20 protein-coding genes are annotated in these 25,465 nt (G+C 55.3%); 8 read left to right on the top strand and 12 right to left on the bottom strand.

Annotated features, from left to right (window positions below; genetic code table 11):
• Window positions 1-35 precede the first annotated feature (35 nt).
• Both LEPIL_RS11930 and LEPIL_RS11925 read left to right on the top strand, forming a co-directional pair.
• Window positions 36-890 (top strand): SDR family oxidoreductase, encoded by an 855-nt coding sequence (locus LEPIL_RS11930; protein ID WP_002772764.1) that lies wholly within the window; start codon window positions 36-38, stop codon window positions 888-890.
• Between the two features lie 22 nt (window positions 891-912).
• Window positions 913-2,598: a SulP family inorganic anion transporter gene (locus LEPIL_RS11925; protein ID WP_002772763.1), complete on the top strand. Its 1,686-nt coding sequence runs from the start codon at window positions 913-915 to the stop codon at window positions 2,596-2,598.
• On the opposite strand, the gene LEPIL_RS11915 is transcribed toward LEPIL_RS11925, so the two are convergent.
• Window positions 2,587-4,893, bottom strand: a complete 2,307-nt coding sequence (locus tag LEPIL_RS11915) for an isochorismatase family protein (protein ID WP_245826828.1) — start codon at window positions 4,891-4,893, stop codon at window positions 2,587-2,589. The genes LEPIL_RS11925 and LEPIL_RS11915 overlap by 12 nt on opposite strands.
• Before the next feature lie 199 nt (window positions 4,894-5,092).
• Here LEPIL_RS11915 and LEPIL_RS11910 point away from each other — a divergent pair, with 199 nt between their 5' ends.
• Window positions 5,093-5,500, top strand: coding sequence for a bacteriohemerythrin (locus tag LEPIL_RS11910; RefSeq protein ID WP_002772761.1), 408 nt, complete (start codon window positions 5,093-5,095; stop codon window positions 5,498-5,500).
• Between the two features lie 53 nt (window positions 5,501-5,553).
• Here LEPIL_RS11910 and LEPIL_RS11905 read toward each other — a convergent pair whose 3' ends face one another.
• The 6 genes from LEPIL_RS11905 to LEPIL_RS11880 all read right to left on the bottom strand — a co-directional run bounded on the left by LEPIL_RS11905 (window position 5,554) and on the right by LEPIL_RS11880 (window position 13,268).
• On the bottom strand, window positions 5,554-6,564 hold the full coding sequence (locus LEPIL_RS11905) for an ABC transporter permease (protein ID WP_002772760.1): 1,011 nt from the start codon (window positions 6,562-6,564) through the stop codon (window positions 5,554-5,556).
• A complete protein-coding gene (locus LEPIL_RS11900; RefSeq protein ID WP_002772759.1) occupies window positions 6,561-7,583 on the bottom strand; it encodes an ABC transporter permease subunit in 1,023 nt (340 codons plus the stop codon). Before LEPIL_RS11900 ends, LEPIL_RS11905 begins: the two co-directional genes overlap by 4 nt.
• 459 nt (window positions 7,584-8,042) lie before the next feature.
• Window positions 8,043-9,032 carry a 2-hydroxyacid dehydrogenase gene (locus LEPIL_RS11895; protein ID WP_002772758.1) on the bottom strand — a complete coding sequence of 330 codons (990 nt, stop codon included), beginning with the start codon at window positions 9,030-9,032 and terminating at the stop codon, window positions 8,043-8,045.
• A gap of 65 nt (window positions 9,033-9,097) precedes the next feature.
• Window positions 9,098-9,715 (bottom strand): TetR/AcrR family transcriptional regulator, encoded by a 618-nt coding sequence (locus LEPIL_RS11890; protein WP_002772757.1) that lies wholly within the window; start codon window positions 9,713-9,715, stop codon window positions 9,098-9,100.
• A 173-nt stretch (window positions 9,716-9,888) separates the two neighbouring features.
• Window positions 9,889-11,646, bottom strand: coding sequence for a thiamine pyrophosphate-binding protein (locus tag LEPIL_RS11885; RefSeq protein WP_002772756.1), 1,758 nt, complete (start codon window positions 11,644-11,646; stop codon window positions 9,889-9,891).
• A complete protein-coding gene (locus LEPIL_RS11880) occupies window positions 11,643-13,268 on the bottom strand; it encodes an FAD-binding protein (RefSeq protein WP_002772754.1) in 1,626 nt (541 codons plus the stop codon). Before LEPIL_RS11880 ends, LEPIL_RS11885 begins: the two co-directional genes overlap by 4 nt.
• Before the next feature lie 459 nt (window positions 13,269-13,727).
• Between LEPIL_RS11880 and LEPIL_RS11875 the strand changes: the two genes are divergently transcribed.
• Both LEPIL_RS11875 and LEPIL_RS11870 read left to right on the top strand, forming a co-directional pair.
• Window positions 13,728-15,098, top strand: a complete 1,371-nt coding sequence (locus LEPIL_RS11875; RefSeq protein WP_002772753.1) for an ATP-binding cassette domain-containing protein — start codon at window positions 13,728-13,730, stop codon at window positions 15,096-15,098.
• A 132-nt stretch (window positions 15,099-15,230) separates the two neighbouring features.
• Window positions 15,231-15,710, top strand: a complete 480-nt coding sequence (locus LEPIL_RS11870; protein ID WP_245826826.1) for a GNAT family N-acetyltransferase — start codon at window positions 15,231-15,233, stop codon at window positions 15,708-15,710.
• A 46-nt stretch (window positions 15,711-15,756) separates the two neighbouring features.
• Here LEPIL_RS11870 and LEPIL_RS11865 read toward each other — a convergent pair whose 3' ends face one another.
• Window positions 15,757-16,515 (bottom strand): SH3 domain-containing protein, encoded by a 759-nt coding sequence (locus LEPIL_RS11865; protein ID WP_002772751.1) that lies wholly within the window; start codon window positions 16,513-16,515, stop codon window positions 15,757-15,759.
• Window positions 16,516-16,595: 80 nt separating this feature from the next.
• Here LEPIL_RS11865 and LEPIL_RS11860 point away from each other — a divergent pair, with 80 nt between their 5' ends.
• Entirely contained in the window at window positions 16,596-18,266 is a 1,671-nt protein-coding gene (locus tag LEPIL_RS11860) for a hypothetical protein (protein ID WP_002772750.1), read from the top strand.
• A 125-nt stretch (window positions 18,267-18,391) separates the two neighbouring features.
• On the opposite strand, the gene LEPIL_RS11855 is transcribed toward LEPIL_RS11860, so the two are convergent.
• Window positions 18,392-18,604, bottom strand: a complete 213-nt coding sequence (locus LEPIL_RS11855; RefSeq protein ID WP_002772749.1) for a hypothetical protein — start codon at window positions 18,602-18,604, stop codon at window positions 18,392-18,394.
• A 2-nt stretch (window positions 18,605-18,606) separates the two neighbouring features.
• A complete protein-coding gene (locus LEPIL_RS11850; protein WP_002772748.1) occupies window positions 18,607-19,044 on the bottom strand; it encodes a PIN domain-containing protein in 438 nt (145 codons plus the stop codon).
• Window positions 19,045-19,246: 202 nt separating this feature from the next.
• On the opposite strand from LEPIL_RS11850, the gene LEPIL_RS11845 reads away from it, so the two are divergent.
• A complete protein-coding gene (locus tag LEPIL_RS11845; RefSeq protein WP_002772746.1) occupies window positions 19,247-20,071 on the top strand; it encodes a DUF6498-containing protein in 825 nt (274 codons plus the stop codon).
• Between the two features lie 51 nt (window positions 20,072-20,122).
• On the opposite strand, the gene LEPIL_RS11840 is transcribed toward LEPIL_RS11845, so the two are convergent.
• A complete protein-coding gene (locus tag LEPIL_RS11840) occupies window positions 20,123-21,886 on the bottom strand; it encodes an extracellular solute-binding protein (protein WP_157135067.1) in 1,764 nt (587 codons plus the stop codon).
• Between the two features lie 65 nt (window positions 21,887-21,951).
• Between LEPIL_RS11840 and LEPIL_RS22110 the strand changes: the two genes are divergently transcribed.
• A complete protein-coding gene (locus LEPIL_RS22110) occupies window positions 21,952-24,012 on the top strand; it encodes an MASE1 domain-containing protein (protein ID WP_002772744.1) in 2,061 nt (686 codons plus the stop codon).
• Here LEPIL_RS22110 and LEPIL_RS11830 read toward each other — a convergent pair.
• A complete protein-coding gene (locus LEPIL_RS11830; protein WP_002772743.1) occupies window positions 23,984-25,306 on the bottom strand; it encodes an MFS transporter in 1,323 nt (440 codons plus the stop codon). The two genes, LEPIL_RS22110 and LEPIL_RS11830, sit on opposite strands and share 29 nt — an antisense overlap.
• Window positions 25,307-25,465: the final 159 nt, after the last annotated feature.

Here is a 25,465-nt window from a genome sequence, read left to right as displayed (position 1 = left end):
CGCCACCTACTGGCCCTCATCCTCTGATATACATCATGAACGAAAAACGGGTTTGCCTTCTGACCGGAGCGAGCGGAGGGCTCGGCCGATCGATTCTGCGTCATCTGATAGAAACCGGCTACTGTGTTATCGCCACTGATGTGAAAGTATCGAGCGTGCGGCAGACGGTGAACGAACTTGCCGATGCGTTAGGCGAATCTGTAAAGGATCGTCTTCGCCCTCTGGCTCTTGACGTGCGTTCTTCGGCGGCATGGTCGACAGTCTGGAAGAGCAGCGAACGGTATTTTGGTCCGATCGATATTCTGATCAATAACGCCGGAGTGCTGGAGCCGGCCTACACCGTCGACCTGATACCCGAAAGCATTGATCGGCAGATCGACGTGAACACGAAAGGAACTCTCTATGGTATGAGCGTGGCCGCTCGTTCTATGAAAGAGCGACGGCACGGCCATATCGTCAACGTCGCCTCGCTTGCGGGCATCAGCCCGGTTCCGGGCATGTCGGTGTACAGCGCCTCGAAGTTTGCCGTGCGTTCGGCCTCTCTTGCCGCCGCTCGTGAGCTTCGCGAATACGGCGTTTCTGTCAGCGTCGTCTGTCCGGACGGTATCCATACGCCGATGGTCGACGGCGCGAAACATCTGGATGAGGCGGCTCTTATCTTTTCAGGGGCCGCTCTTCTTCGCGCAGACGACGTGGCCCGGCTGATCGTTCAAGACGTGTTGAAGCGTCGTCCCGTTGAAGTGCATATTCCGAAGCTGCGCGGATGGCTTGCAAAAATCGGTTCTGCCTTTCCTGCTCTGCATGCCTATCTTGGTCCGATGCTCGTTCGGACCGGATTAGCGCGACAGCAAAAATTTCGCGTCTCTGAAAAAACTTCTGGCGTTTTATAGAAGATAAAAGAATATAACTATTATGTTCACGCCGGAGCTTCTTCGATCGCTGCGCACGTATTCGATGCGTCGATTCGCCAGCGATATAAGCGCCGGGTTGATCGTCGGTATCGTCGCCCTGCCACTTGCCATCGCCTTCGCGATCGCTTCGGGGGTTTCGCCGGAACGCGGCCTGATTACGGCCGTCGTCGCCGGTTTCTTGATCTCTGCCTTTGGAGGCAGCCGCGTTCAGATCGGGGGGCCGACGGGAGCCTTTGTCGTCATCGTCTATGGCATCGTACAGGAGTTCGGGCTGAGCGGCCTGCTTGTGGCGACGTTTCTGGCGGGGCTCATGCTATTAATGATGGGTTTCGCCCGTCTTGGCTCGGTGATCCGCTATATTCCGCATCCCGTCACGGTCGGATTCACAAGCGGCATTGCCGTGATCATCTTCTCGTCGCAGATGCGCGATTTCCTGGGCCTTCCTGTCGTATCGTTACCGGCTGATTTCATCGGGCAGTGGCAGGTGTACTGGCAACAGGCGGGCGCGATCGACCCTGTTTCGCTTGTGATGGCTCTTCTGTGCACGATTACGATGGCCGTCTGGCCGCGCATCACGCATCGCATTCCGGGCTCCATCGTCGTCATTCTTGCAGCGACCCTGATAACGGTTCAATTTGATCTTCCTGTCGACACGATCGGTTCGCGATTCGGCGAGATTCCCTCACACATTCCGGCGCCGGCCTTCTTTGAGATCGACCTTGGTACCGTACGCAGCCTGCTTCCGGCGGCATTTGCCATCGCCATGCTGGGCGCGATTGAGTCGCTCCTTTCAGCCGTCGTCGCCGACGGTATGACGGGCAGCCGCCACAATCCTGATGCCGAGCTGATCTCTCAGGGCATTGCCAATATCGCCTCGCCGCTTTTCGGCGGTATTCCCGCAACCGGAGCGATCGCGCGAACGGCGACCAATATCAGGAACGGAGCGACGAGCCCGGTCGCCGGTATCGTGCATGCGGCGACGCTTCTGGCGATCATGCTGCTTTTCGGATCGTATGTAAAGCATATTCCGATGCCCGTCCTCGCGTCGATCCTTGTCATCGTCGCCTATAATATGAGCGAATGGCGAACCTTTCTGGGTATCCTGAAAAGTCCGCGGAGCGACGTCATCGTGCTGCTTGCTACGTTCTTTCTTACTGTCGTCTTTGATCTTGTGCTTGCCATCGAGGTGGGCCTGGTTCTTGCGGTTCTTCTTTTTATTCGTCGCATGTCGCAGGTTAGCCAGGTCAGGGTTTTATCGCAGGATTCTGTGTCAGATGACGATCACGAAAACACAGACGATCCTATGGATATCAGGCATAAATCCGTTCCGGCCCGCACCGAGGTCTACGAGATCAACGGGCCCTTCTTTTTCGGAACAGCTAACCTTTTCGCAAGCGCCGCTCGCATCGCCGCCGATCCGCCGCTTGTGCGCATTATTCGAATGCGCCGCGTGCCGGCCATCGATGCGACGGGCATCCACATGCTTGAGAAATTTATACACGATTCCGGTCGTGACGGCATCCATGTTCTGCTTTCGGGCGTGCACAAACAGCCGCTTTTCGCCCTTGAAAAGGCCGGCCTGCTCGCTCAGGTGGGCGAAGAGAACATAGCGGAGAATATCGATGTCGCCCTGAGGCGTGCGGGTGATGTCGTCAAGCAGGCAATCAGCGAAGAATCAGCGAGCTGATCGTTCCGTGTACTGTCTCACAAAGTCCTCCTGGCGACGGTTCTCAACCATGCGCGGAGAGCGAGATTCGCGCACGACGTCGATGGCCTCATCGACGGACAGCCCGTCACGGGTCGTCAGATAGCATGCGGCGACCGTTCCCGAGCGACCGAGACCGCCGGCACAGTGCACGAGAATGCGTCGCTGTTCGGCAAGCGATGAGTCGACAAAGGCAAGCATGGCATCCATCTCTTCAAAGGAGGGAATGGCCTGATCAACAACAGGCGCATGCATAATCGTGAAGCTGCAATCAGCATATCTTGTAAGAAGATCAGGCACCCCGTATAACTCAAATTCGTTATCAGAGAGCAGACAGAGCACAGAACCGATGCGCTGTTCTTTTAATTGTGACAGATCCTGTTCGAGATCGCGCTGACGATCACGACGGCCGGGAAGCAATGTGATGCCGATCAGAGAGGCCGACGTCTCTCGTTTGAGAAAATCGACGCGCAGGCCTCGCGTTTCAATCAGGCGATAGCGTATGCGCTGCAAAAAGAGCGAGGCGGCGTACAACGCCCAGCGCTTCTGAAAAACGGACGATTCATCAAAAGCAAGGGTATGAATGGCATACCGGGCCATGGCGCAATCCATCTGATATGGATCGCGATCATGCTGCACGAGGCGGGCATAGCGGGATCGCAGATGTCGGATCGTCTGCTGGGCTTTTTCAAGGGCCGGAGGCAATCCGGGCAGCGCATCCGGTACGGCCGCCGCATCTTCATACGAGAAGAGATGATCGGTGAGGGCGATGGCCTGCCTCAGTTCTCCTTCATCTTTCAATTCAGTAAAGATATAGAGAAGGTCGTTTTCGAGCTTTATAAGATCGCGAAGAATGTGCCCGCGATGCGTGTGAAAGAAGTCGATGATCCAGACGTTCTGCGACGAATCGAGAACGATATTGGCTCCGTTCAGATCTCCGTGAACCCATCCGGTAAAGTGTTCGCGCGTATCATGTCCGCGCAGTTCGGTCAGATCCTTCTCGTAGAACAGGGCAGGATGTCGCAGCGTCTTTCCGGGAATGACCTCAATCGTATCGGCCGGTGCGCCGGGCAGCAGCTCATTGACGCGCTTTCGTATGCCATCGGCGAAGCGCGGTTGGAAATCATAATAATCAAGCAGATTGAGAGGCTCCGAGACCGCCGCTTCATAAAATCGACCGAGGCGATCGTCGAATACGGCTGCAAGCACCTCGCCGATCCGGTCGGTGTTATCCGTCGATGCGTAGAATTTCTTAAACGTCGTCGTCTGCTCGCCCTGCATGGCCGCGTAGCGGTATTTGACTGCGCCTCGATCCTTTAATTCGACCGTATCGATGATAGAGGGCGCTGCGTTACCCAGGGCCTCCTGAATGCGTTCGAAGGCGGCCTTCTCTTTTGCGATCAACGATCGCTCACCGAGTTTAACCACAAAGGGCGGTAGCCGATGCCCGTAGATATCGCGCACGCGTGCCCGAAGAACCATATTGCCCGAAAAACCTCCGGCCAGCTTCTTCAGATGCACCTCGGGTGTATCTCGAAATAGAAAAAGAAGCATATCGCGATCTTCATCGGCCGGCGTATAATCGTCTTCGAATTTGAGTTTCTCTGTGTTCACAAGGGCGCTTCGTGGAATGGGAAGGTCGACGGTTTCGCCGGTGAGGTAAGAAGAGAAGTCGCCGATCGATGAGATGATCGAGACGCCGAGTGTGCTTCGCATCTGTTCGAGAGCGATAAAATGCATGGAGCGTGAGGAGCTGGCCGTCAAAGCCTCGCATACGGCGATCTCAAACTCGGGGTATCGCGTCGTCAGCTCATAAGCGAGAAAGAGAATCTTTGCATCCGTCCAGACTCCGATCAAGCCGATGTGAAGCGCAGAGCCGCGGTATGGAGCAAGCATCGATTCCAGATCGGTCTTGTAAAAGTCGTTCAGGCCAGAGGCGTCAACGATGAGATGCCGTTGATCGGCAGCCATATCGGCGGCATAGAGAAAGGACGCTCCGGGGGTATTCTTGAGACAGTGAGGACCGAACTGAGAAAGATGCTCTCGCTGCTGCTCGTCGTCTGCATCATGCCAGTCTCTGATATGAATGATCGGCATAGATGAGTTTGCAAGGGCCCACTGCATGAATCGTCGCAGCGGACCTTCGTCAGGGCGCTCGCCGAGCAGCCGCAGCGATTCGGCCGCTCCCACATGAAGCTGGTTGGGCAGAGGATCATAACGATTGATGGGTTCGACGAAGTCGCGTTGCAGACACTGGGTGATGAGAAGAGAGCGCATCACTCCCATCTGAAAGCGGGCGGCGTGGAGAACAAGAAAAAATGGACAGCAGAGGCGTCGTCAAAGGATTGGAATTATCCAGGGCCTGATAACGGCTCCTTACATAAAAAGCCTGCTACGGAGGCCGATCAATGCATACCATCGGTTTCAGAGCAGGCCTTTACTTGAAACTCATCAATAACGCGACAGGGAGAAGTGCATGGAACTTGTAAAATGGGAGTCCGGCTACGAGCTCGGTATAAAGGAAATCGACGAACAGCATCGTAAACTTGTCGATATTTTGAACGAAGTCATTCATCTGAAAGCATCGGGAGCGGCTGCCCGCAAATTCGAGCAGATCATCGAAGACCTCGTTGATTACACCGACTACCACTTCAAAACCGAAGAGCAGTACATGGAACGCTGTGGATACGAAGGCCTTGCCGAACATCGCCGCGTGCACGACGGCTTCTCTGACAGGTTGCGTGTTCTCTATCTAAATACGACGCTTGGCGATGCAGAACGCACCGACGAGGTTCTCGATTTCTTGAAGCGCTGGCTGCTGCATCATATCATGAAAACCGATCGCGACTACGTCGGCCTCATGAAGGAAAAAGGACTGAACTGAGGCTGAACTTCAGAGGTCATATGCTCCGGTCGCTTTTTCTACAATCGACCGGGCTACGGACTACGCTTCTTCGCTTTCGGGTCAACGGCCTCACGAATGCCTTCAGAGATAAAGGTGGCCATCAGTAGCGTTAAGAACAGAGACAGCACCGTCGAGATCGCAATCCAGGGGGCCTGGCGATTCTTCAGCCCCTGATCGAGAAGCTCCCCCCAGGATGGAGTCGGCGGCGGCATACCGAAGCCGAGGAAGTCGAGAGAGGTAAGAGCGCCGATACCCGAGATCAGCGTGAACGGAAGTATGGTGATGGCCGGGGTTAACGCATTCGGCAGAATATGCCTGAACAAAATGCCGGCGTTCTTCACACCGACGGCGCGGGCCGCCTTGATGTAGGTCATATTCCGTATCTTGAAGAACTCCGCCCGCATATAGAGCGACAGACCGATCCACGAGAAAAGCGAGAGTACGGCAAGAAGCATAAAGAAGCTCTGGCCGAAGATCGAGCCGAGCAGAATCACTACGTAGAGAAAGGGAAGCGCCGACCAGATCTCGGTAAATCTCTGGATCAGAAGATCGGTTCGGCCGCCTGCATAACCTTGAAGCGCTCCCATGGCGATGCCTGTTACGCCCGTAATGCCCGTGAGAATGATCGAGAAAAGCATACAAATACGAAAGCCGTACAGCAACCGCGCAAAGACGTCTCGCCCCGATCCGTCCGTTCCGAGAGGATGGCGCCATGAAGGAGGATGCGGCGGCGCTCCGGATTCTTCAAGATCGGATTCAAGAGGCGAGTAGGGAATGAGCGGAAACACCGCCCATCCTCTTTCCTGAAAGGCCGGGTCGACTCGCAGCATTCTATAGTCGGCCTCGGTTTTTTGAGGTTGCCCGAATTGCTCGCCGGCATAGAACTTAATGATAGGGAAGTGCAGCTCTCCGTTATACGAAAGCAGAAGAGGACGGTTGCCGGCCACGACCTCCGAACCCAGACTGAGTACGAAAAGCACAGAGAGCACGATAAAAGATACGAAGCTTCGGCGTATGCTCATGAATCGACGAAACGCGCTCATCGCGATTCTCCGAGCTGAATGCGTGGATCGATCAACGTGTACACAAGATCAGAAAACAGCCGACCCAGCATGGTTAGCAGAGACGTGATGAAAATTACCGCAAGAACGACGTTATAGTCGCGACCGACGATGCTCGTCCAGACGAGAAGTCCCATGCCGTCGATATCAAAGACGCGCTCGATCAGTAGAGCGCCGGCAAACATCAGCGTGAAGATTTCAGAGAGTCGCGTCGCTATCGGAAGCAGGGCGTTGCGAAGAGCGTGTCTTCGCGCGGCGGTGGCGAAGTCCATGCCTTTCAACATGGCCGTGCGCATGTATTCCTTCTGTGTTTCTTCGAGCATGCTGTTTTTCATGAGCATCGTCAGAAAGGCGAACTCAGAGGCCATGTAACAGATGACGGGCAGGATCATATGATGCAGAAAATCGCCGACCTTCGCATGCCAAGGAAGAAGCTCGAAATGATCCGATACGATGCCTCCTGGTGGAAACCACTGGAAGTAGCTACCGCCGGCGAAGAAAAGTATCAGCAGAATACCGAGCGCATAACCCGGCATAACGTAGCCGGCAAATATGACGAAGCTGGAAACGGAATCGAACGTCGAGCCGTGTTTCAGCGCCTTCTTCATGCCAAGCGGAATACAGATCGCATATGAAAGAAGAAAGGATGTGAGCCCGAAGAAGAGCGAAACGGGCATACGTTCGAGAATGACCTCAAGCACCGGACGACGGTAAACGTAGGATTCGCCGAAATCGCCGGTCATGATGTTCCCGACCCAGATCAGATAACGCTCATGTACGGGTCTGTCAAAACCGAAGTAGGCGCGGATGTTCGCGATCTCCTGCTCGGTGAGTATCCGGTCGGGGTTGGCTCCGCTCTGCGCCGCCGCCTGCTGGACCTTTTGAATGTACTCCTCGACAGGACCGCCGGGAACAAGCTGAATCAGCGCGAAACAGACGACGGTAATGCCGAACAGCGTCGGAATCATAAGCAGCAATCGTCTGGCGATGTAGGCCTGCATTCGGGACGAGCTTACGCAGGCTTCGAGTCAGAGCAAGCCTTTCTCACAGGGCCCGAACCAATCCTGACCTCTCTCCGGAATTCTCTGTGCCCTCAGCTCCCGCTGTTATCTGCTCTGTGCCCTCCGCGCCCTCTGTGGTTATTTCCTTTTTTTGTATCTTCGTCTCAAAGAAAGCCATAAGAGTTTGAACCACTGAGGTACGGGGGAAGAGAGAAGAGAAAGAATTTATTGACCGCAAAATACGCCAAAAGCGCGAAAGAAAATCAGAGAATGGATTGAAGCCAGAGGATTTTTACGCTACACTTGTTGTCCGTTTAACTCCAGTATTTAAGCTTCGCGTCTTTCGCGGTCAAAGCCTCTTACTCTGCCTTCCTTCGTGCCCTCAGCACTCACTGTTATCTGCTCTGTGTCCTCCGCGCCCTCAGCGGTTCAATATCTTGCGCCCTTGATTGAGAAGCATCACCCAGGTACGAGATTGATCAGCGGCTTGCCGGCTTGCCAGTCGTCGATATTGCGAAGCGTCGTCTGAGCGATCTGCTGCATGGCCGTGTCGGTGAAGAAGGCCTGATGTGCCGTCACAAGCACGTTCGGAAACGTCAGCAGTCGTGCGATCGTATCATCCTGTAAGATCCTGCCCGACAGATCCTGAAAGAAGAGGCCTTCTTCCTGTTCATAGACGTCGATGGCCAGTCCGCCGATATGTTCGGACTTCAGAGCTCTAACGACGGCCTTCGTATCAAGCAGGGCGCCGCGGCTTGTATTGAGGATGACGACGCCTTTTTTCATCTTCGCAAGCGTTGTCGCGTTGATGATGTGCTGCGTCTGTGGAAGCAAAGGCGTGTGCAGCGAGATGATGTCGGATTCGGCAAACAGTCGATCGATATCGACATAGAGCACGCCGGCCTGTTCAAGCGCCGTGTCGGGGCGAAGGTCGTATGCGAGGACGCGGCATCCCATACCGAGCATGATGCGCGAGAAGATCGCTCCGATCTTGCCTGTACCGAGAACGCCGACCGTCTTTCCGTGGATGTCGAATCCCATCAGGCCGTCGAGGGAAAAGTTGCCCTCGCGCACCCTGTTGAAGGCGCGATGCGTTTTGCGACAGAGCGTGAGGAGCAGGGCAAGCGTGTGTTCGGCGACGGCGTACGGCGAGTAGGCGGGCACTCTGACGACGGGAAGGCCCAGCTCCGCCGCCGCTTTAAGGTCGACGTTATTGAAGCCGGCACAGCGCAGGGCGATGAGTCCGATGCCGTTTTCTTTCAGGATCTGCATCGTTAGCCGATCAAGGTGATCGTTCACGAAGGCGCAGACGACGCTTGAACCCGCGGCGAGCCGAGCCGTCTTCTCGTCAAGCGGAGCGTCCAGATAGTTAAGCGAATGCCCGCTGTTTTCTCGATCAAAGAACGTTCGCTCATAAGGGCGAGCGCTGAAAAAGGCGATACCGGCCATACGATCTCCTTGCATTCTACTGCGTTCTGTCGGGGCCAACTTGCCGATAGCCTGTCGAAAGGCCTCTACTTCCACTGAACCTGCGCTTCCATCAGCCGGGCCCACGCCTGTCGCAGATCGGCGTAGTATTCGGGCCTGTCATACGAAACGGACTGGATGGCCATGCCGCGCAACAGATAGATGGTCAGGTTCATCAGGGTGCGCACATCAGAGGCCTGCTCCGTGCCCTTCAGATGATCGGCCCAGACGCGATCCAGAGAGGTATGGAAGCTTTCGAGGATGGGCAGCAGCCGTTCTTTAAGCTCCGTGTCGGTGCGCGCCGCGTTGTTAAATTCCAGCCAGACGTCGCGATGTCGTCCTGTGTAAAAGTTCTCCCAGATAAAATCAAGGATGACCAGAAAGTTCCCGCCGCTTTTCAACGAGTCGGCCGCGGCCTGTGCTCGCTGGATGGCGTATTTCAAGATGGATTCGGCGGCCTCGGCCACAAGATCCTTCTTGCTTTTAAAGTGATGACTCCAGGCGCCTCTGGAAACGCCGGCCTCGTTCAATATGACGGAAAGCGAGGAGCCATGATAGCCATGCCTCTGTAAGCAGACGAGCGTCGCTTCGATGAGACGGGCTCTCATTTCGCGCGAGCGCTCTTCCTGTGTTCGAGATGTCTGTATCTTTTTCTCTGTCTTCATCAAGTCCGCACCGTGTCGTTCAAGTGCTTTGCTTTCGCTGCGAGCACGTTTTTTCTCAGCTTGATCTATGAACGCGGATTGCACCAGAAAAAAAAGAAAGCGGCCGAAAAAAATCCGACCGCCTTTGCTCGCTCGATTGTGAGAGTCGAGAATGCAAGGCTATCTTGCCCTGATTAACCTGTCAGTTTTCGCCAGAGTGCTCGCCCGATAAAGCGGAACTTATCGCCGATCGGGAACCGCTTGAGAACCGTTCCAACGACGCCTTTTGTAAAGCGCGTACGTTTGCTGTAGTCGATCTTTACGTCGACGATAACGGGACGACCGCTTTCGGCGATGCGCAACGCCTCTTCGATCTTTGATCCGATCTCTTCGTTGGAGTTCAGTTCGACATAGGCGGCGCCGGTGGCGTCGGCAATGCCCTTGAGGCGGATGTTGCCGAGCACAGTGCATGTTTTACGGTTGTAGGGGATCTCCTGTCCCTGTGAGATCTGCGAAAGCTCTCCGTCATAAAAGACGAAATAGGTGACGCCCAGTCCGTGCGAAGAGGCGGTGATGATCTCAAGTCCTGTCATCAAGAAGGCTCCGTCCCCTACGATCGAAACGACCTGTCTTGACGGAGAGGCAAGCTTCGCGCCGATGGCGGCCGGGACGCTGTAGCCCATACAGTTGAAGTCGGTGGGCGAGATGAATCCGACCGGATGCGTCACCGGAAAGAGCTCGGCGCTCAAGAACGTATGGTTGCCGTCATCGACGACCATAAGCATGTCTTTATCGGCCTTGCTTTTCAGCTCGCGAAAAAACAGATACGGATTCACGCGTTCGTTACGATGCGCCTCCCATTCTTTATAATAGGCGGCCTTATCGCGGGCGATCTGTGCCGCCTTTTTCTCATGGCGATCTGTCGAAGAAACCGACGCCTTTTTCAAGCGTTCGAGCAGGGCGTTCAGTACGATGGCTGAATCGCCGTGCAGGGCTACCTTCGCGCGATGGTTGCGATGAAAGACCTGTGAGTTGATGTCGACGTGGATCAGATTCTCGGGCACTTTCGCGCCGAAGCTTCCCGTCGGAATCTCGGCGAAGCGCGTACCGACGGCAAGCATGCAGTCCACGTCGGCGAAGGCGTTCTCGGCTGCCGGCACCGAATGCGCTCCGAATCCCATGCCCGTATGCATCGGATGGTCGGCCGGGAATACGGTTAACCCCTGTAGCGTCGTCGATACGGGCGCTCCAAGCAGATCGGCGATCTGAATGGCCGCCTCACGGGCGCCTTTCGCTCCCCATCCGAGAAAGAGCCCCGGCTGTTTCGACTTCAGAAGAAGGTCTACGGCGCGATCAAGGTCGGCGTCAGACGGAGCGGGCTGTGCCGGCAGATCCTGATAGACGGGAAGCTCGGCGACCTCGCCTTTAAAGAGCTGTATGTTCACCGGAATCTCGACGAAAACGGGGCCGGGCTCGCCCGAAACCGCATGCCGGTAGGCCTCAAAGATCGTCGGGACGATCTGATCATGACGCTCGACGCGCTTTGCAAACTTCGTAATCGACGAAAGCAGGCGCGGAAGATCAAGTTCGTGCAGCTGATACGAAACCGGAATATCGCTGCGGATGCCGCCCGAGATGACAAGCATCGGAATGCCGTCGAGGAAGGCCTCGCCGATGCCGCTCATCGCATGCGTCGTTCCGGCGGCGGGCACGATTAAGAGAGTACCGATCTCGTCAGAGGTGCGGCTGATGCCGTCGGCCATAAACGCACCGCCGCCTTCATGCGTGACGAGGATCGGCTCGATCTTTTCGGATTTGTTGATTTCGTCGTACAGCTCCGTATTATGAACGCCCGGGATGCCGAATACGTGCTTCACCGGAAGCTGTTCGAGCGCATAACGCGCAAGATAGGCGCCTGTAAGGTTGCCGCCTTTTATTTTCGTCGTGCTCATTGTCTTCCCCCTGCCGTGTTGCCGGCCACTCTTCCTGTAATGATGCAGCCTCCAAGGAACGTCCCTTCAAGGGATCGCATCCCGTGGATGCCGCCTCCGCCGTATCCGGCCGCCTCGCCGGCGGCGTATAACCCCGGAATCGGCTCGCCGCTCTTATCAAGCACGCGGCTCTGAAGATCCGTCTGAATGCCGCCCAGGCTTTTTCGCGAAAGGATGCTCTCGCGAAAGGCCACAAGCGGATACGCCTTCGCGTCGTCGATCTTCTGCATCCAGCTCATGCGCATGCGATCACCCCTGTAAGTGCGATGATTCAACATACGCCGCAGCTGCTCGTCTCCTATATATTTTTCTCCGCGTTCGATCTCGGCGTCGAATTGACGGATCGCACCCGTCAGCTTCGCTTTATCCATCGTATATTCTTTCTCGACGGCATTGATAGAAGCAACAAGCTCCTCTATCGAGCCGGCGATAAAGACGTCGTCAGATTCGCGTTTGAGTCTTTCAAGAAGCGCTTTGTTCCCGAACAGCAGGCCTTTGATCAGGCCGAGCTTGCTCTTGTTACGAAAGGCCGTCATGTGTTCGCTTCCCGAAACGGCCAGTTCTTTGATGGCGATCTTATAGTTCATCACCTGATACGAGAAGCTGCCCGGTTCTTTCAGGATGTTCTGCACCAGATAATGCGTGTCCGTATAACCGACGTTCGGATGCGGCCCGATACGGTCGCCATGTGCGTTCACCCACAGGGCGGAGCGAGGAGGCACAAGACTCAATCCATGATGCGGAACGATGGGCTCTTTTGTGGCGATGCCGGCGGCATAGTGCCACTGCTTCTCAAGATGCGTCAGATTCGCTCCAAAGCGTGAGGCCGCCTCGTGTACCGTACCGTCCGCGTAACGGTGCGAGCCGTTTAGCAGTCGCTTCGGAGCGTCGCTCCACTTTGTTCGTAGATAGGAAAGATCGCCTCCGCAGATGCCTCCGGCGGCGATGATCAATGCATCGCCTGTGGCGACGAAGGCTGTGCCGGCGTCTGGAACGTCTTTTTCGAGCGCTCCGCGGCAGCCGATGCCATCCGCCTCGCGGATCAGCTCTTCGACGCGATGGCCGTATTCGATGCGCAGCTTGTTTGAGTTTTGATGGGAGAAAAGATGCTTCACCACCTGTTCGATGATGCCATACCCCGTGCCCCAGGCGATATGCCACCGCGGCACGGAATTGCCGCGCACGAACATGCCGCGTTCCGGCCAGTTCACAACGGGCAAAAACTTCACGCCGATACCGTTCAGATACGAGTAGATCCACCTGTCGGATTCGTTGACGTATTTCTCCACCCAGCGACGCGGCCAGTGCTCCGATTCGGGAATCTCGCCGTATCGGAACCAGTCCGTCATGGCTAACTCTGCCGAATCGGCGATGCCGGTCTTCTTCTGGTAAGGCGTGCCGACCATGCAGACGCCTCCGAACGAAAGCTTTGCAAGGCCGCCGAGATGTTCGGGAAGATCTCTCTCTATTATAAGAACGTTCTTGTTCTGATCCAGCAGCTCTGACGCCGCTGCGAGCCCGGCAAGGCCTGCTCCGACAATGACGACGTCTGCTCGATACCTTCTGTCTTTCGCATCTCCCATCTGGGAACCTCTCTTTCTGTTCTGCCGTCGATCCTGCCGTTAACGTAAACTTAAAGACCGATCAGTCTGTAATGTGCTATCGCACGATGCCGCATTTCGTCAAACAAAAAACTTCCGTTTGTTTTTTCCCGAATGGGGGCCCGCCAGGAGGCATGAAAAGGGCGGAGCTCCCACAAGAAGGCAAAAGGCCTGCTACGAGCTTACAGAGAAGCGGTCGAGGCTGCAACTGTAAAATGCCTTGACTTTGAACTTCCGTCGGCTATACTCAGGGTGAGCCCGCAAAGGCTCCTTTATGCGAAACTGAACGATTCTATATCCCGATTTCTGCGAACGACTGAGTGGGAACGCCTTTGACTTTTATGCAAGTCATTGTACGCTTCCATGCGCCTCTGTCGTTCGTCACGAGAAGTCTCAGAGCCTCTTTTCGAAGCTGGCTCGCAATGAATCCGGAGGTTTTGCATGATTTCATTTTCCAGCCTGAGCGCCGGTGCGCTCTTTTCTAATCTACATCTGTCTCTCGTAGAAGGGCGGCTTATCTGCCTGACCGGCCCGAACGGCGCCGGTAAAACAACGCTTCTCTCTCTTCTGAAAGAAGAGGCGCAGCGACGTGGTCTGCACTGTGAGCTGCTATTTCAGTCGGATTCTGATCCGTTTGAATCGGACATGCAGACGTTCGAGCAAGCCAGCGCCGGCGAGTTACGCGCGAAACGGATCGAAGCGCTGATGCGTGCACAGCCCGATCTGCTACTGCTTGATGAACCGACGAACCATCTTGATACGCCGTCGTTCCGGCGACTGCTTGCCCTGCTACGACGCTTCAAGGGGGCGCTGCTTGTCGTCAGTCATGATCGTCGTTTGCTTCGCGAGGCCGACCGTATCGCGCATCTGGAGGCCGGCCGCCTTGAAGAATACGGAGGCGGATGGCAGCTCTATCAGGAGCAGCGTCGTCTTGAAGCCGAGGCCCGTCTTCGCGAGGCGGAGCGTCTCGATCGCCGGGCCGCTTCGGCGCAGCGCCGGCTTGAGACCTCTGTGGCCCGTCAGGTTTCGCGTCGCAATCACGCAGAGGCGGTGAACCGAACGCAGAAGAATCCGAAGTCGCTTGTGAATATGCAGCGCAACAGAGCGGATCATACGAAGGCCCGGCTTGAGACGCATCATAAACGTCTTCTGCATGAGGCCGAGGCAAGCGCCGCTGAGGCAAAGGAGCGGCGTCTGGCGCAGGGCAGGCCGCTTGATCTGCGTCCGCAAGGGGGATCGTCTCTCTCATCGAGGCCGCTGATCACCGTGCAGCAGTTACAGTTAAGTCGCGGTAATGCGAGCAGCCTCTCGTTCACCGTGCGGGCCGACTCGCGTATCGCCGTCGTCGGTCCGTGCGGTTCGGGCAAGTCGACGTTAGCCGGGGCGATCCTGTTCGGCCGTCATATCGCCTCGGGCGAGATCATCGGTCAGGCGCGACATCCGCTTTTACTGGATCAGCAGCTGAGCCTGCTTGCGCCGTTCTCGCAGAGCGTCGTAGAGTTTTTTACCGCTCACTATCAAGGCCCTGACGCCCGCACGCTTCTTGCCGCATCCGGGTTTCCGGGTGAGATCCAGCGACGCCCGATCGCATCGTTAAGCGGAGGCGAGCGCATGCGCCTGGCCCTTGCGATGGCCTTCGCCTGCAAGGCCGACCTGCTGCTTTTCGACGAGCCTACGAACGATCTCGATCAACGCGCCCGGGAAGAGCTGGAGCGAGCCCTGCTTGCTTATAAAGGAGCTCTGATCGTAATCAGTCACGATATGGAATTCCTTGAAGCGATTGACATCGAGGAATATGTGAGCTTAGGTTGAAGCATGCGACTGCGGCGAGGCGACGGTATCAGAGCGGGCGGCTGTATTCTGATGGAGTGATTCGCATAGATCTATAAGAAGAAAAGCTCATGTATCGAATCGATGCAAATGGCAGGTTCCAGAGAGGGGGGATTGAGTGAAGGAAAAGGAACGTTCGCCGTTCCGCTATATGTGCCGCTTCTTCTTGCTATGAAGTTCGAACTCATCTCATCGCCCGACGAAGAGCTGGTCGCCGACCTCTGGAGGCGTCTGCACGAAGTTGGACTGGCGCGGCTGGCCCGCGCAGATATGCAAGAGACGGCTTTTTATGCAGGGCTTCTGAAAGAGGGCGATACTCTGATCGCCGCCTTCATGGCCTACATCTTCTTTCGCGGATGCAACTTACAGTATCTCTATGTCGACGAGAAACACCGCTCGGCCGGCCTGGGCACGCAGATGCTTGAGCGAGTGGAAGAGCTGGCAAGACAGCATCGATGCACAGTCATCTTCGGCTACAGTTTCGGCTTTCAGGCGCCGGCCTTTTATACCCGGCTGGCATATTCGGAGTTCGGCCGCATCCATGATTATCCGGAGGGGTATGACTGCATCTTTCTAAAGAAAGATCTGAAATAGAAGGCCGGCCCCCCGGATTGCTTTTGCTGCTGCTCCAGAGAATGGCCTATTGCGCCTCAATAAACGTGCCGGTATTACAGGAGTAGGCGTATCTGCTTTCGCCCATGCTTATGATCGTCTGATCGCAGGCGCCGGTCGACTGCACCTGAGGTATGCCCTTGCACTGATCTGCCATTCCCTGCTCGCAGCCTTCGATAGAGGTGCCTGTGCTCAGAGATCCGTCAGCATTCGACAGAACAACACTTACAAATCCGTTGCCGCAGCAGTCTCCGCTGACGATGATGTCGGGCGTTCCGGAATTGTCGATATCGGCAAGCGAGACGGTATGCGACGGATAACCAAAGGATCCATTGCCGTCGCCGGGAAAGATGGAGGAATAGGGCATCCACTTTCCGCCCTGCGCCAGATATACGGTGATGGAGTTATGCGGTTGGACGCGTGGATCATCGATATGAACGTTGCGTACCATGAGCCGGCCGCTTGTCTGCACGTCGGGTCGGTTGGCCGAGGTAAAACCGCCAAAGACCCAGCCTTCGCTGCCTTCGGCCTCCACGCGCAGCCACTTTCCAGGCTGGTCGTCGATGGTTTCTTCTTTGCCCTCTTCAAGAACAAGCAGCTCCGCCGTATCAGAAAGAGTGCTGATCACCTCTCCGCCGATCTGCGTTCGCATGCGAAGCCCGGATGGCGTATCAACGTATGCCGTATAAAGAACATCTGTTCGTTTTTCGGGGGCGGGGTCGTCTTTTTTGCACTGGCAGAGCGAGATCGCAAAAAGCACGGCGATGAGAAGAGACAATCGTTTCATGGGGTGGAACGGAAACTGTTCTCTTTTGCAGCGTCAATTTCATTTTACAGATCCTTTCCTGAGAATGATGGCGAGAAGGCATGGGCGTTCTGGCGAAAAAATTCAAAAAGCACTGGCATTTTCTGGACGGAATTTCAGAATGCAACATGCGCTATAATCGATCCGTTCACCCTGCGACAATAATCTGGGCCCTCTGCGTCCTGTTTCTTCTGCCGGCATCTCTTCTTGCCGACATGGTCTACATGCGCGATGGCCGCATGCTGATCGGGCGGATCGATGCGCAGAGCGCCACGACCATCTCACTTGTTAGCGAAGGCGGGCGGCAGGTCTTACCGAAGGGGCAGATCCTGCGTATCGAATATGGCGATCCGGTAAAACAGACCGAAGAGAGAAACCGGCGTCTTGCCCGCGATGCAGAGATCGCAAGGCAACGCGCCGAAAGCCAGCGGCTTGCAGAAGAAAAGAAGAAGGCCGAAGCGGAGGCCGTGCGGCTTGCCGAAGAGAAGAAAAAGGCCGAGAGGCTTGCCGCTGAAGCGGCCGAGGCGGAGGCCAGGAATAAGGCCATCGAAGAGGCGAAGCGGCTCGAAGAGGAACAGCGTAAAGCAGCCGAAGAATCCCGCAAGCTTGAGGAATCGAAGGCATCGGTCGATCAATCGACGGAGCAGCTCGAAGAAGAGAACGAGATCACAACATCGGTACTCACCGTGCGTACGGGGCGTTATACCATGCAGTCGGCCGTGCTGCGTAACGGCAGTCGGCTGCCGTATGTAGGCGATGCAAATCGCATAATCAAGGGCGGGCTTTCCTTTAATGCCGTATCTGATCCTGGAGCCGTGCAGCTTCCCTTTACCGCATTTCGCGAGCTGCGCTATGAAACACACAGACATCGTAGCAGAACGGGATGGGTGCATACGTTCGGTTATCTTGATGCAAACGGTTCGCCGTACTATGTGTTCGGTCAGGAGAACTCGATCGGCAGCGTCTTTGATGGAGTGACGAATCTTCCCTATACAAGTCACGTTGATTCGATAGAGTTGAAAGACACGCCGCGACTGCGTTCGGCCGAATACGATCTGCTCTGGAAGCTCTATCCGTTCACGCAGAACTATCTCGATCATCTGCATCTTCTGATCGGTGGCGGACTCTCTGCGTCGCACATGGCGGCGAAAAACGGTCTGCGACAGACGGACACGACGGGAAGCCTTGACCCGAGTACGGTCAATCCGCTCTTCCCTGCTCATGGCATTCAGCTTCGTAATTCGTCGACCGAATACAGCGAGGGAACGGGTTATCTTCATCTGGGTGTCGGCTATGTGTATCCGTTTCTTGATATTCATGCACTGGACGTGCGTATCATCGCCTCGGCCGGCAAAGGCGGAGGTTACCTGAAGCATGAAGAGAAGGCCATCATCGACGTCAGCGGCACGCCGCTGATCTCGGAGTCGCATGTGAGAGGCAACTCCGAGATGAATGCCCGCCGTCTTGATCTGGAGGCCGGGTATGCGATCACCATTTACGATATTCGCGTCCGCCTTTTCGCACGCATGAGACAGGAACATCTGACCATTTCGTCGGCCGAGATGCGCACGGGTAACGGCCTGGAGAAGATGAATGCGGCGTTAACGCTTGCAAGCGGCGGCCAGCCCGACCTCACGCCTTTTCTGCTCGAAAAGATGAAGAATCCGGCTCCGTATCCTGAAGCCGAGGGGTATATTCGCGGCATCGGAATCGAGGCCGGCATCGTGTTTTAGGCTATGGGTTTTTCGGTTTTCGATACATGGTTTTCCCTGTTAGAACACGTCTCACCCTCCCGTCGGTTGTTTTGGGGGGGTGAGACGGAACCGGCTCTTAGTTGTTGAATCGCATGATCAGAAGGTTATGTCTTGATCTTTCGAAGGTCTTTTGCATACTGTTGCCCTTTCTGAATGATCTCTTCAGGTGTCATGTCTTCAAAAAGAGGCTGTCGCCATTTCGTATAATCAAATCTCTCCCTGTTGATGAGCGCAATAAACCTCTCTGCCTCCACATTGTCCATGTTCTTAAAGAGGATATCGAAACCTTCTTTTCGTATCTGTTGATCGCTTTTCATTATCAGCTGCTCTCTGTCAGAATAATAAAATCCACGGGATTGATTATGACAATTTGTTTGATCGCATCTTTCCTTTTGAGAATGCCATCATCGGTCGTCAGGAAATAATCACACTCGCTTTCGATGGCGCAAGCCAGATGGACAGCGTCCTTTTTCTTGATGCCGCATCCCATAATTTCGAGGGAGAGCTCCAGTGTTTTTGTTGAGCCAGTAAAAAAGTCCTGTGCCACATCGGCCCAGCGAGCTATCTCTTTCGTTTTCAAGGCGTCAACATTCTGGCTATTCTCAAAGTCAAGCATGAAGGACCAGGCAAGAATCAGCTGCCCTTTTTTTATTCTCGATTGGATTTCCAGTTTTGCCTCTGCTTCAAGGCGGATTCGAACCTGCTCCTGATCATCAAAGGGGCGGTTGAAGCAGCAGTTGTCCAGGTATAGTTTCATGTCGTTTCGGCAGATTAGTGAAATCTGCTTTCTTTGCTTTGTAACTTTGCGGTTATTCCGGGACGTTATCAAGTCATTTCTTTAGCCTGGTATGGTTTTTTTTTCGGTCTATCCTCTTCAAGCTCACGACATGGTCGATTCTATAGGAATCGATCGGCTCTGATTCCGCTTGCCTCGGTCGCAGCGTGGCAAGAATGCCGTTATGTTTGTTGTTGTCCGTATGCTTCAGGCCCTTGCGCCGGCCCTGTATCACTCGTCGCGCGATGTGCGCGTCACGGGCGTGGCGCTTCTTATTGCAAACGTCGTTCCGCTTCTCGGCGTGATCTTCGCAGGGTGGAATCCATCTGAGATCCTGTATCTCTACTGGCTGGAAAGCCTGATCGTCGGCTTTTTCACGCTGCTTGGTATTCTCGGGTCGGGCCTGGTGCGGCGCGAGAACGACGCCTTGCGATGGGGCATGCTCGGCTTATCCCTCTTTTCGGCGGCCTTTTTTACCGTGCATTATGGCGGTTTTAACTTCGGGCACGGCATCTTTCTCGCTCTGCTGGATACCTTTTTACAAAGCGTCATGCAGGGCTCGTCTCCGCTTTCGGATAACGTTTCGATGGATGGAATGAATTCCGTTTTTGAAGGGGATGGGTTCTTGCCGCTGAACCTTTTTCTTTATGTCGTAGAGCGAACGGGATTGCAGCCCGAACACTGGTTTTCGAAGCGTTCGATCTTTCCGGCCGTCTTTTTTCTTGTTCTGAGTCACGGATTCAGTTTTTTCAAGCACGATGTGGCAACCGGTAGAATGGCGCAAACCATCCCCATGGAGTACATGTTCCGCCCTTACGGGCGTATCTTTCTCATGCATATCTTCATCATCGTCGGCTTCATGGTCTTCATGGGCGGAATCGTACTGATCGGTAAATGGGCGACGATTCCTTTGATGATGCTCTGGATCGGCATGAAGCTTTCCGCCGACCTGAAGGCGCATGCTCGCATGGCCGCACCTGCAACGTCAAATCCGGTTCTGGTAGACTGATTCGGGCCTTCCTCGGTAAGAACCTGGGGCTCTTACTGAGGAAGGGGAGGGTTACTCTCTGATCTCAGCGGGTTCGGCGGGCAGGGCTGTGCCGTTTTTCATGGCTTCTTCAAGCGCCTTTGATTTATCGGCGTCATACCACCAGTAGACCTGGATTGCATCTTCTCTGTTATAGAGGCCGAACGGCTTTTCGGGGTGACCGAACTTGTTCCAGTAGAGGATGCGCGTGGCATCGCTCTGCCAGAGAAGGATATAGGGCTGCAACTCCACAAGGCGATCATCGAGCTGCTTTAAGAGAGCCGTGCGACGGTCGGAGTTGGTTTCCTGTTTCAGCGATTCTATCAAGGCGTCGACCTTAGCGTCTTTGACGCCGGGCAGGTTGTTGCCGGCCTGAATATCGGCCTGCTTCGAGTCATAGGCGCTTTCGGGATCTTTCAGTCGGCCCGAACCCCAGCTGATCCAGTAAAGATCGTAGTCATAGTTATTCAGACGGTCGCGAATGCTGGACTGGCTGAGCTGCTCGATACTGGCGTCGATGCCCACCTTTTTCAGATCTTCAACGTAAAGATTGAGATGACGCAGATCGGTCATCGACGTCAGGAAGCTCACCTTGAGCACCTGTCCGTTTTTCTCGAGTTTTCCCTGGGCGTTGACCTTATAACCGGCCTCGGCGAAAAGGGCGGCCGCTTTCTCGGGGTTATACGCCGTCACGGGCCGTGCCGGATTCACGTATCCGGGATAGAGATCGGGGAAATAGGAATTGAGCAGTATATACTGGCCATACATCAGCTTTTCGTTCATCGTCTGACGATTGAGCAAGAGCCCGAGCGCCTGACGCACGCGCAGATCCTGAAACCTCTCGCGGCGCAGGTTGATGGCAAAGCCCTGAAATCCGCGGGGCTCGCGGTTATGAATGGTCTGTTTTATGATCCAGTTCTTCTTCACCTGATCGAAATCGGTCTGCAGGGCCCAGATCTTCGCCGTGTAAATGGCATAGGCGTCGAACATGCCGCCTTTAAAGGTTTCAAGCGCCTTGTCGCGATCTTCCATGAAACGATAACGAATGTAGTCGAAGTTATACTTGCCGGCGTTATAACGCAGCTTTCGTCCCCACCAGTTCGGCTGACGTTTTAACAGCACGAATCGATTCACCTTATTCTCTGCGACCTGATACGGGCCGCTTGTGACCGAGAACGTATCGACTCTGTTGAAGTCCTTGCCTTCGAGATCGTGAGCGGGCAGCGCCGTCATGCCCGCCACGGCCCAGAAGTTGCGCCAGTGGGGCTCTTTTGCCTTCATGATGAGCGTGCGATCGTCGGGCGCCTCGGGCCTTTCAAAGCGACTCAGATCGATGCGAAAGACCGTCGTCAGGTTTTTCGGATTCATGATCGTATCGTAATAGAAGACGAAGTCTTTTGACGTGATGGGGCGGCCGTCGCTCCACTGCGCCTCGGGCCGCAGCTTGAATGTGAAGGTACGCCGATCGGGCGATACGGTCCACGACTCGGCCAGTATGCCGATAGGCTCCTCTTTTGCCGAATCCATGACGACAAGGGATTCGAATTGCAGGCCCATGATGTCAGAAGATGTGCTGTTATTATCGACAAAGGCGTTCAGCGATCGCGGATAGGATGACCCCCATACGCTGTAGACGCCGCCTTTTACGGCTTGCGAGTCGGCCATCGTATCGGGCGGGCCGATGAGCTCTCCCGAATACGGGGTCTCTTCGACCGGAGGCAGGCTCACATCGACATCAGAACTGCATCGGAAAGTCGCGGCAATGAGCGTCACAAGAATAAAGGCACGAAAGATCATGTCGCGCATGCTGTTTGCCCGGGCCGGTATGTCAACCTGATCTCTTGCTTTTAAAAAGATAAGATATGACTGTGCGCGTTCTATGGAAAAACCCCGTCGTGGTTTTTGTCGGCGTTGTCCTGGCCTATGCCGTCACCGGCCGACTCGGGCTTCAGCTTTCGTTCGTGAATTCCAATGTAACCCTGGTCTGGCCGCCGACCGGAATTGCTACGGCCGCCCTTCTTCTGTTCGGGATTCGTTACTGGCCGGCCGTCTTTGCCGGCGCACTGATCGTCAACCTCTGGAACGGGAACCAGGCGGCCGTGGCCGCCTCCATCGCCGTCGGCAAAACGGCTGCCATCGTCGTCGCCTGGTACTTTCTCGGCCATCGCTTTCGCATTCATCATGACCTCTCTCGCGTGCGAGACGTGATGGCGATTCTCTTCTGGGGAGGCTCGATTGCGCCGATCATCAGCGCCTGCTGGGGAACGGCGACGCTTGTGTTTTCGGGAATCGCTCCGGCCGAGGCTGCGCTGAGCATCGCCCTCGTCTGGTGGGTGGGCGACGGCATGGGAATCCTGCTTCTTCTGCCTCTGCTGCTGGTTTATTCACAGAGGCCGTCGCAGCGTCTCGACTGGCGTCGTCTGACCGAATGGGTGCTTTCGCTTGCCATACTGGCCGCAGTCGGGGACGTCGTATTCATCGGTCCGTTCGGCCAGCTTTCTGGTTATCCGCTCATCTATCTGCTCTTTCCTTTCATGATCTGGCTTTCCGTTCGCTTCGGATCGCGCGGCGCCTCGGTCGCTCTCTTTCTCACGGCCGTTTTTTCGGTCTGGAGCACGCTTCGCGGATTCGGGCCCTTTCAGCGTGAAGACGTTCATGAGAGTCTTATCTTTCTGCATACCTATCTTTTTTTTACCGCCCTTTCGACCCTGTTGCTGGGGGCCGTGATCGAAGAGAAACGACGCATCATGCATCAGTTGATGCAGGAGCGGATGCGCTCCGAAGAGGCGAGTCGGTTAAAGAGCGAATTCCTTGCCAATATGAGCCATGAAATCCGCACGCCGATGTCGGCCATTCTTGGATACGCCGACCTGCTTGAGTCGGATTCGCTCGAACCATCTACCAAAAGGAGCTACGTTCGTACCATCCGTCGCAACGGCGAACATCTGTTGCAAATTCTGGATGATATTCTCGATATCTCGCGTATCGAGTCGGGAAGGTTAACCGTCGAGCCGGTCGATATATATCTTTCAGAGATGATGAATGAAATGGCCGAGCTGTTTTCGATGCGAGCCGAGCAAAAAGGCCTGGCCTTTCATGTCGCCGTTGATCCGGGCGCTCCGGTGGTGATAAAGTCCGATCCGCTGCGATTGCGGCAGATTCTCGTAAACCTCATCGGGAACGCGATTAAATTTACCGAACACGGATACGTCAGCGTTGCCATGAGTTCGACCGAAATGCACGACTGCTGCGAACTGCGTTTTACGATCCGTGATACGGGCCCCGGAATATCGGGCCCGGAGCGCGAGAGGCTGTTTCAACCTTTTGTGCAGGGGAATAGCACGGTCAGTCGCAGCTTTGGAGGAACGGGTCTCGGCCTGGCCATCTCGTCTCGTCTGGCAGCGGCGCTGGGCGGGCATATCGAACTCGAAAGCGAGCCGGGACGCGGATCGACGTTTACGGTGCAGCTTCGCATTCCCGCCGCTCACTGCATCCATGAAATCACAGAGGCGACCGATGTCCGCTCGAGTACAGAGAACGGTCGGGAATCGCTTCGTGTGTTGCTTGCCGAGGACTCTCCCGATTTACAGATATTGATCCGCCACATGCTGGAATCGACAGGGTGCACCGTCGAGCTCGCCTCAAACGGGCAGGAGGCCGTGATTGCCGCTCAGGCCGCCCCCTTTGACATCATCTTTATGGACGTGCAGATGCCGGTGATGGACGGGCTTCGCGCTACACAAGAACTGCGGCGATTGGGCTACGCAGGCCCCGTTGTCGCGTTAACCGCACATGCCATGACCGAAGAGCGAAATCGCTGTCTGGCCGCCGGCATGAACGAGCACATAAGCAAGCCGGTGCGACGTCAGGCCCTGATCGACGTGATTGCCCGGTTCACTGTTTCGGCTTCAGATTCCAGGTGAAAAGAAGAAGCAGAATCGCGCCGAGAAGGCTGCCGCCAAGAAAGAGAAGGACGGCATTCCAGCCGGGACCGTCGGCAAGCATACCGAGAATCTTGCCTTCGAAGGTACGTCCGGCGTAGCCGAAGAAGCCGATAAAACCCGCCGCCGTTCCGACAGCCTTCTTCGACGTGAAATCAAGCCCGGCCACACCGAGCAGCATCACGGGCGGATAAATAAAAAATCCGATAATCGAAAAGAAGAGCAGATCAAGCCACAGATAGCCCGGCGGCGTCATGTATATTCCGGCGAGAGAGCCCGATATGGGCAGAAGGCAGAGCAGGCTGACCATGCCGCGTCGACCGCCCAGGCGATCCGACAGCCATCCCATAAGAAGCGTGCTGATGATGCCGGCGAATTCATAGATGAGCGTCGACCAGCCGCCGTCACTCAGGGAGGCGCCTTTCGCGGCCTTCAAATAAGTCGGCCCCCAGTCGAGAAGGCCATAGCGCACTATATATACGAAAAAGTTGGCCGAGGCGAAAAGCCAGAGCACGGGATTCGAGAGAACGTCTTTGAAGAGCAGCTCATAGGTCGTACGTTCGCGTTCCGCGTCTTCATCGACCTTCGCATCTTTGTAATCCTCGGGCTTGAAGTCCTCGATGGGAGGCAATCCCACCGATTGAGGTGTATCGCGCAGACGAAGAAACAGATAAACGGCGCCGACGGCGGCGATTGCCGCCGGAATATAGAAGGCCGATCGCCATCCGAAGTAAAGAGCGCTCTGCGCGGCGACCATACCGACAAGGCCACCGCCGATATTATGGGCGATGTTCCAGATGGCAAAATAGGTGCCCCTCTCTTTAATAGAGAACCAGTGGCCGAGAGATCGTCCGCAAGGCGGCCAGCCCATGCCCTGAACGAAGCCGTTCACGGCCCAGAGAACAATCTGCAGCGAATAATCAGAAGAGGCGCCGAAGAGAACGTTGATGATGGCGGTGAGCGCAAGACCGAAGGCCATGAAAACCCTTGGGTTGCTGCGATCTGAAAGTATGCCCATCACAAACTTGCCGAGGCCGTAAGAAAGCGCCGTCGCCGCGAGGATGTTACCGAGCATCTCGTACGAATAATGAAGCTCGGCGCTCATCTCTTTGCCGACTACGGGCAGGTTGTTTCGCACAAGGTAATAGACTGCATAACCGATGAACGTAGATTCAAGGATCTGCCAGCGATAGTGTTGATACTTAGAGGGAATCTCAGAATCAGGCAGTCTCGGAATGGCCGGTGCCGGCGCAAATATACGGCGGAGCAGAGTCATGCAGCCAGATACGCGCTGCCCTCTTTCAGAAGCATCTCGTTTTTCGAACGGTGTATTGAGTTCGCCTGCTATCGTTCCTTCATATAGAGAGACTTAAAGAGCGCTACAGGCAGATCGAATCGCAACGACGGGGCCCGTGGAAGAGAGTATTCATCGCAA

It is taken from the genome of Leptonema illini DSM 21528, assembly GCF_000243335.1.
Classification (GTDB): Bacteria; Spirochaetota; Leptospiria; order Leptospirales; family Leptonemataceae; genus Leptonema; species Leptonema illini.
The sequence above is the reverse complement of the archived record's forward strand: the minus strand, read 5'-3'. Positions and strand labels throughout refer to the sequence as shown.

Excerpts from the sequence above, each read along its gene's own strand:
- LEPIL_RS11885 (WP_002772756.1), bottom strand. The coding sequence starts at position 11,646 with ATGAGCACGACGAAAATAAAAGGCGGCAACCTTACAGGCGCCTATCTT.
- LEPIL_RS11865 (WP_002772751.1), bottom strand. The coding sequence starts at position 16,515 with ATGAAACGATTGTCTCTTCTCATCGCCGTGCTTTTTGCGATCTCGCTC.
- LEPIL_RS22110 (WP_002772744.1), top strand. The coding sequence starts at position 21,952 with ATGACTGTGCGCGTTCTATGGAAAAACCCCGTCGTGGTTTTTGTCGGC.
- LEPIL_RS11845 (WP_002772746.1), top strand. The coding sequence starts at position 19,247 with ATGTTTGTTGTTGTCCGTATGCTTCAGGCCCTTGCGCCGGCCCTGTAT.
- LEPIL_RS11915 (WP_245826828.1), bottom strand. The coding sequence starts at position 4,893 with ATGCGCTCTCTTCTCATCACCCAGTGTCTGCAACGCGACTTCGTCGAA.
- LEPIL_RS11855 (WP_002772749.1), bottom strand. The coding sequence starts at position 18,604 with ATGAAAAGCGATCAACAGATACGAAAAGAAGGTTTCGATATCCTCTTT.
- LEPIL_RS11830 (WP_002772743.1), bottom strand. The coding sequence starts at position 25,306 with ATGACTCTGCTCCGCCGTATATTTGCGCCGGCACCGGCCATTCCGAGA.
- LEPIL_RS11850 (WP_002772748.1), bottom strand. The coding sequence starts at position 19,044 with ATGAAACTATACCTGGACAACTGCTGCTTCAACCGCCCCTTTGATGAT.
- LEPIL_RS11900 (WP_002772759.1), bottom strand. The coding sequence starts at position 7,583 with ATGCAGGCCTACATCGCCAGACGATTGCTGCTTATGATTCCGACGCTG.
- LEPIL_RS11930 (WP_002772764.1), top strand. The coding sequence starts at position 36 with ATGAACGAAAAACGGGTTTGCCTTCTGACCGGAGCGAGCGGAGGGCTC.
- LEPIL_RS11840 (WP_157135067.1), bottom strand. The coding sequence starts at position 21,886 with ATGATCTTTCGTGCCTTTATTCTTGTGACGCTCATTGCCGCGACTTTC.
- LEPIL_RS11925 (WP_002772763.1), top strand. The coding sequence starts at position 913 with ATGTTCACGCCGGAGCTTCTTCGATCGCTGCGCACGTATTCGATGCGT.
- LEPIL_RS11860 (WP_002772750.1), top strand. The coding sequence starts at position 16,596 with ATGGGCGTTCTGGCGAAAAAATTCAAAAAGCACTGGCATTTTCTGGAC.
- LEPIL_RS11875 (WP_002772753.1), top strand. The coding sequence starts at position 13,728 with ATGATTTCATTTTCCAGCCTGAGCGCCGGTGCGCTCTTTTCTAATCTA.
- LEPIL_RS11910 (WP_002772761.1), top strand. The coding sequence starts at position 5,093 with ATGGAACTTGTAAAATGGGAGTCCGGCTACGAGCTCGGTATAAAGGAA.
- LEPIL_RS11880 (WP_002772754.1), bottom strand. The coding sequence starts at position 13,268 with ATGGGAGATGCGAAAGACAGAAGGTATCGAGCAGACGTCGTCATTGTC.
- LEPIL_RS11895 (WP_002772758.1), bottom strand. The coding sequence starts at position 9,032 with ATGGCCGGTATCGCCTTTTTCAGCGCTCGCCCTTATGAGCGAACGTTC.
- LEPIL_RS11905 (WP_002772760.1), bottom strand. The coding sequence starts at position 6,564 with ATGAGCGCGTTTCGTCGATTCATGAGCATACGCCGAAGCTTCGTATCT.
- LEPIL_RS11890 (WP_002772757.1), bottom strand. The coding sequence starts at position 9,715 with ATGAAGACAGAGAAAAAGATACAGACATCTCGAACACAGGAAGAGCGC.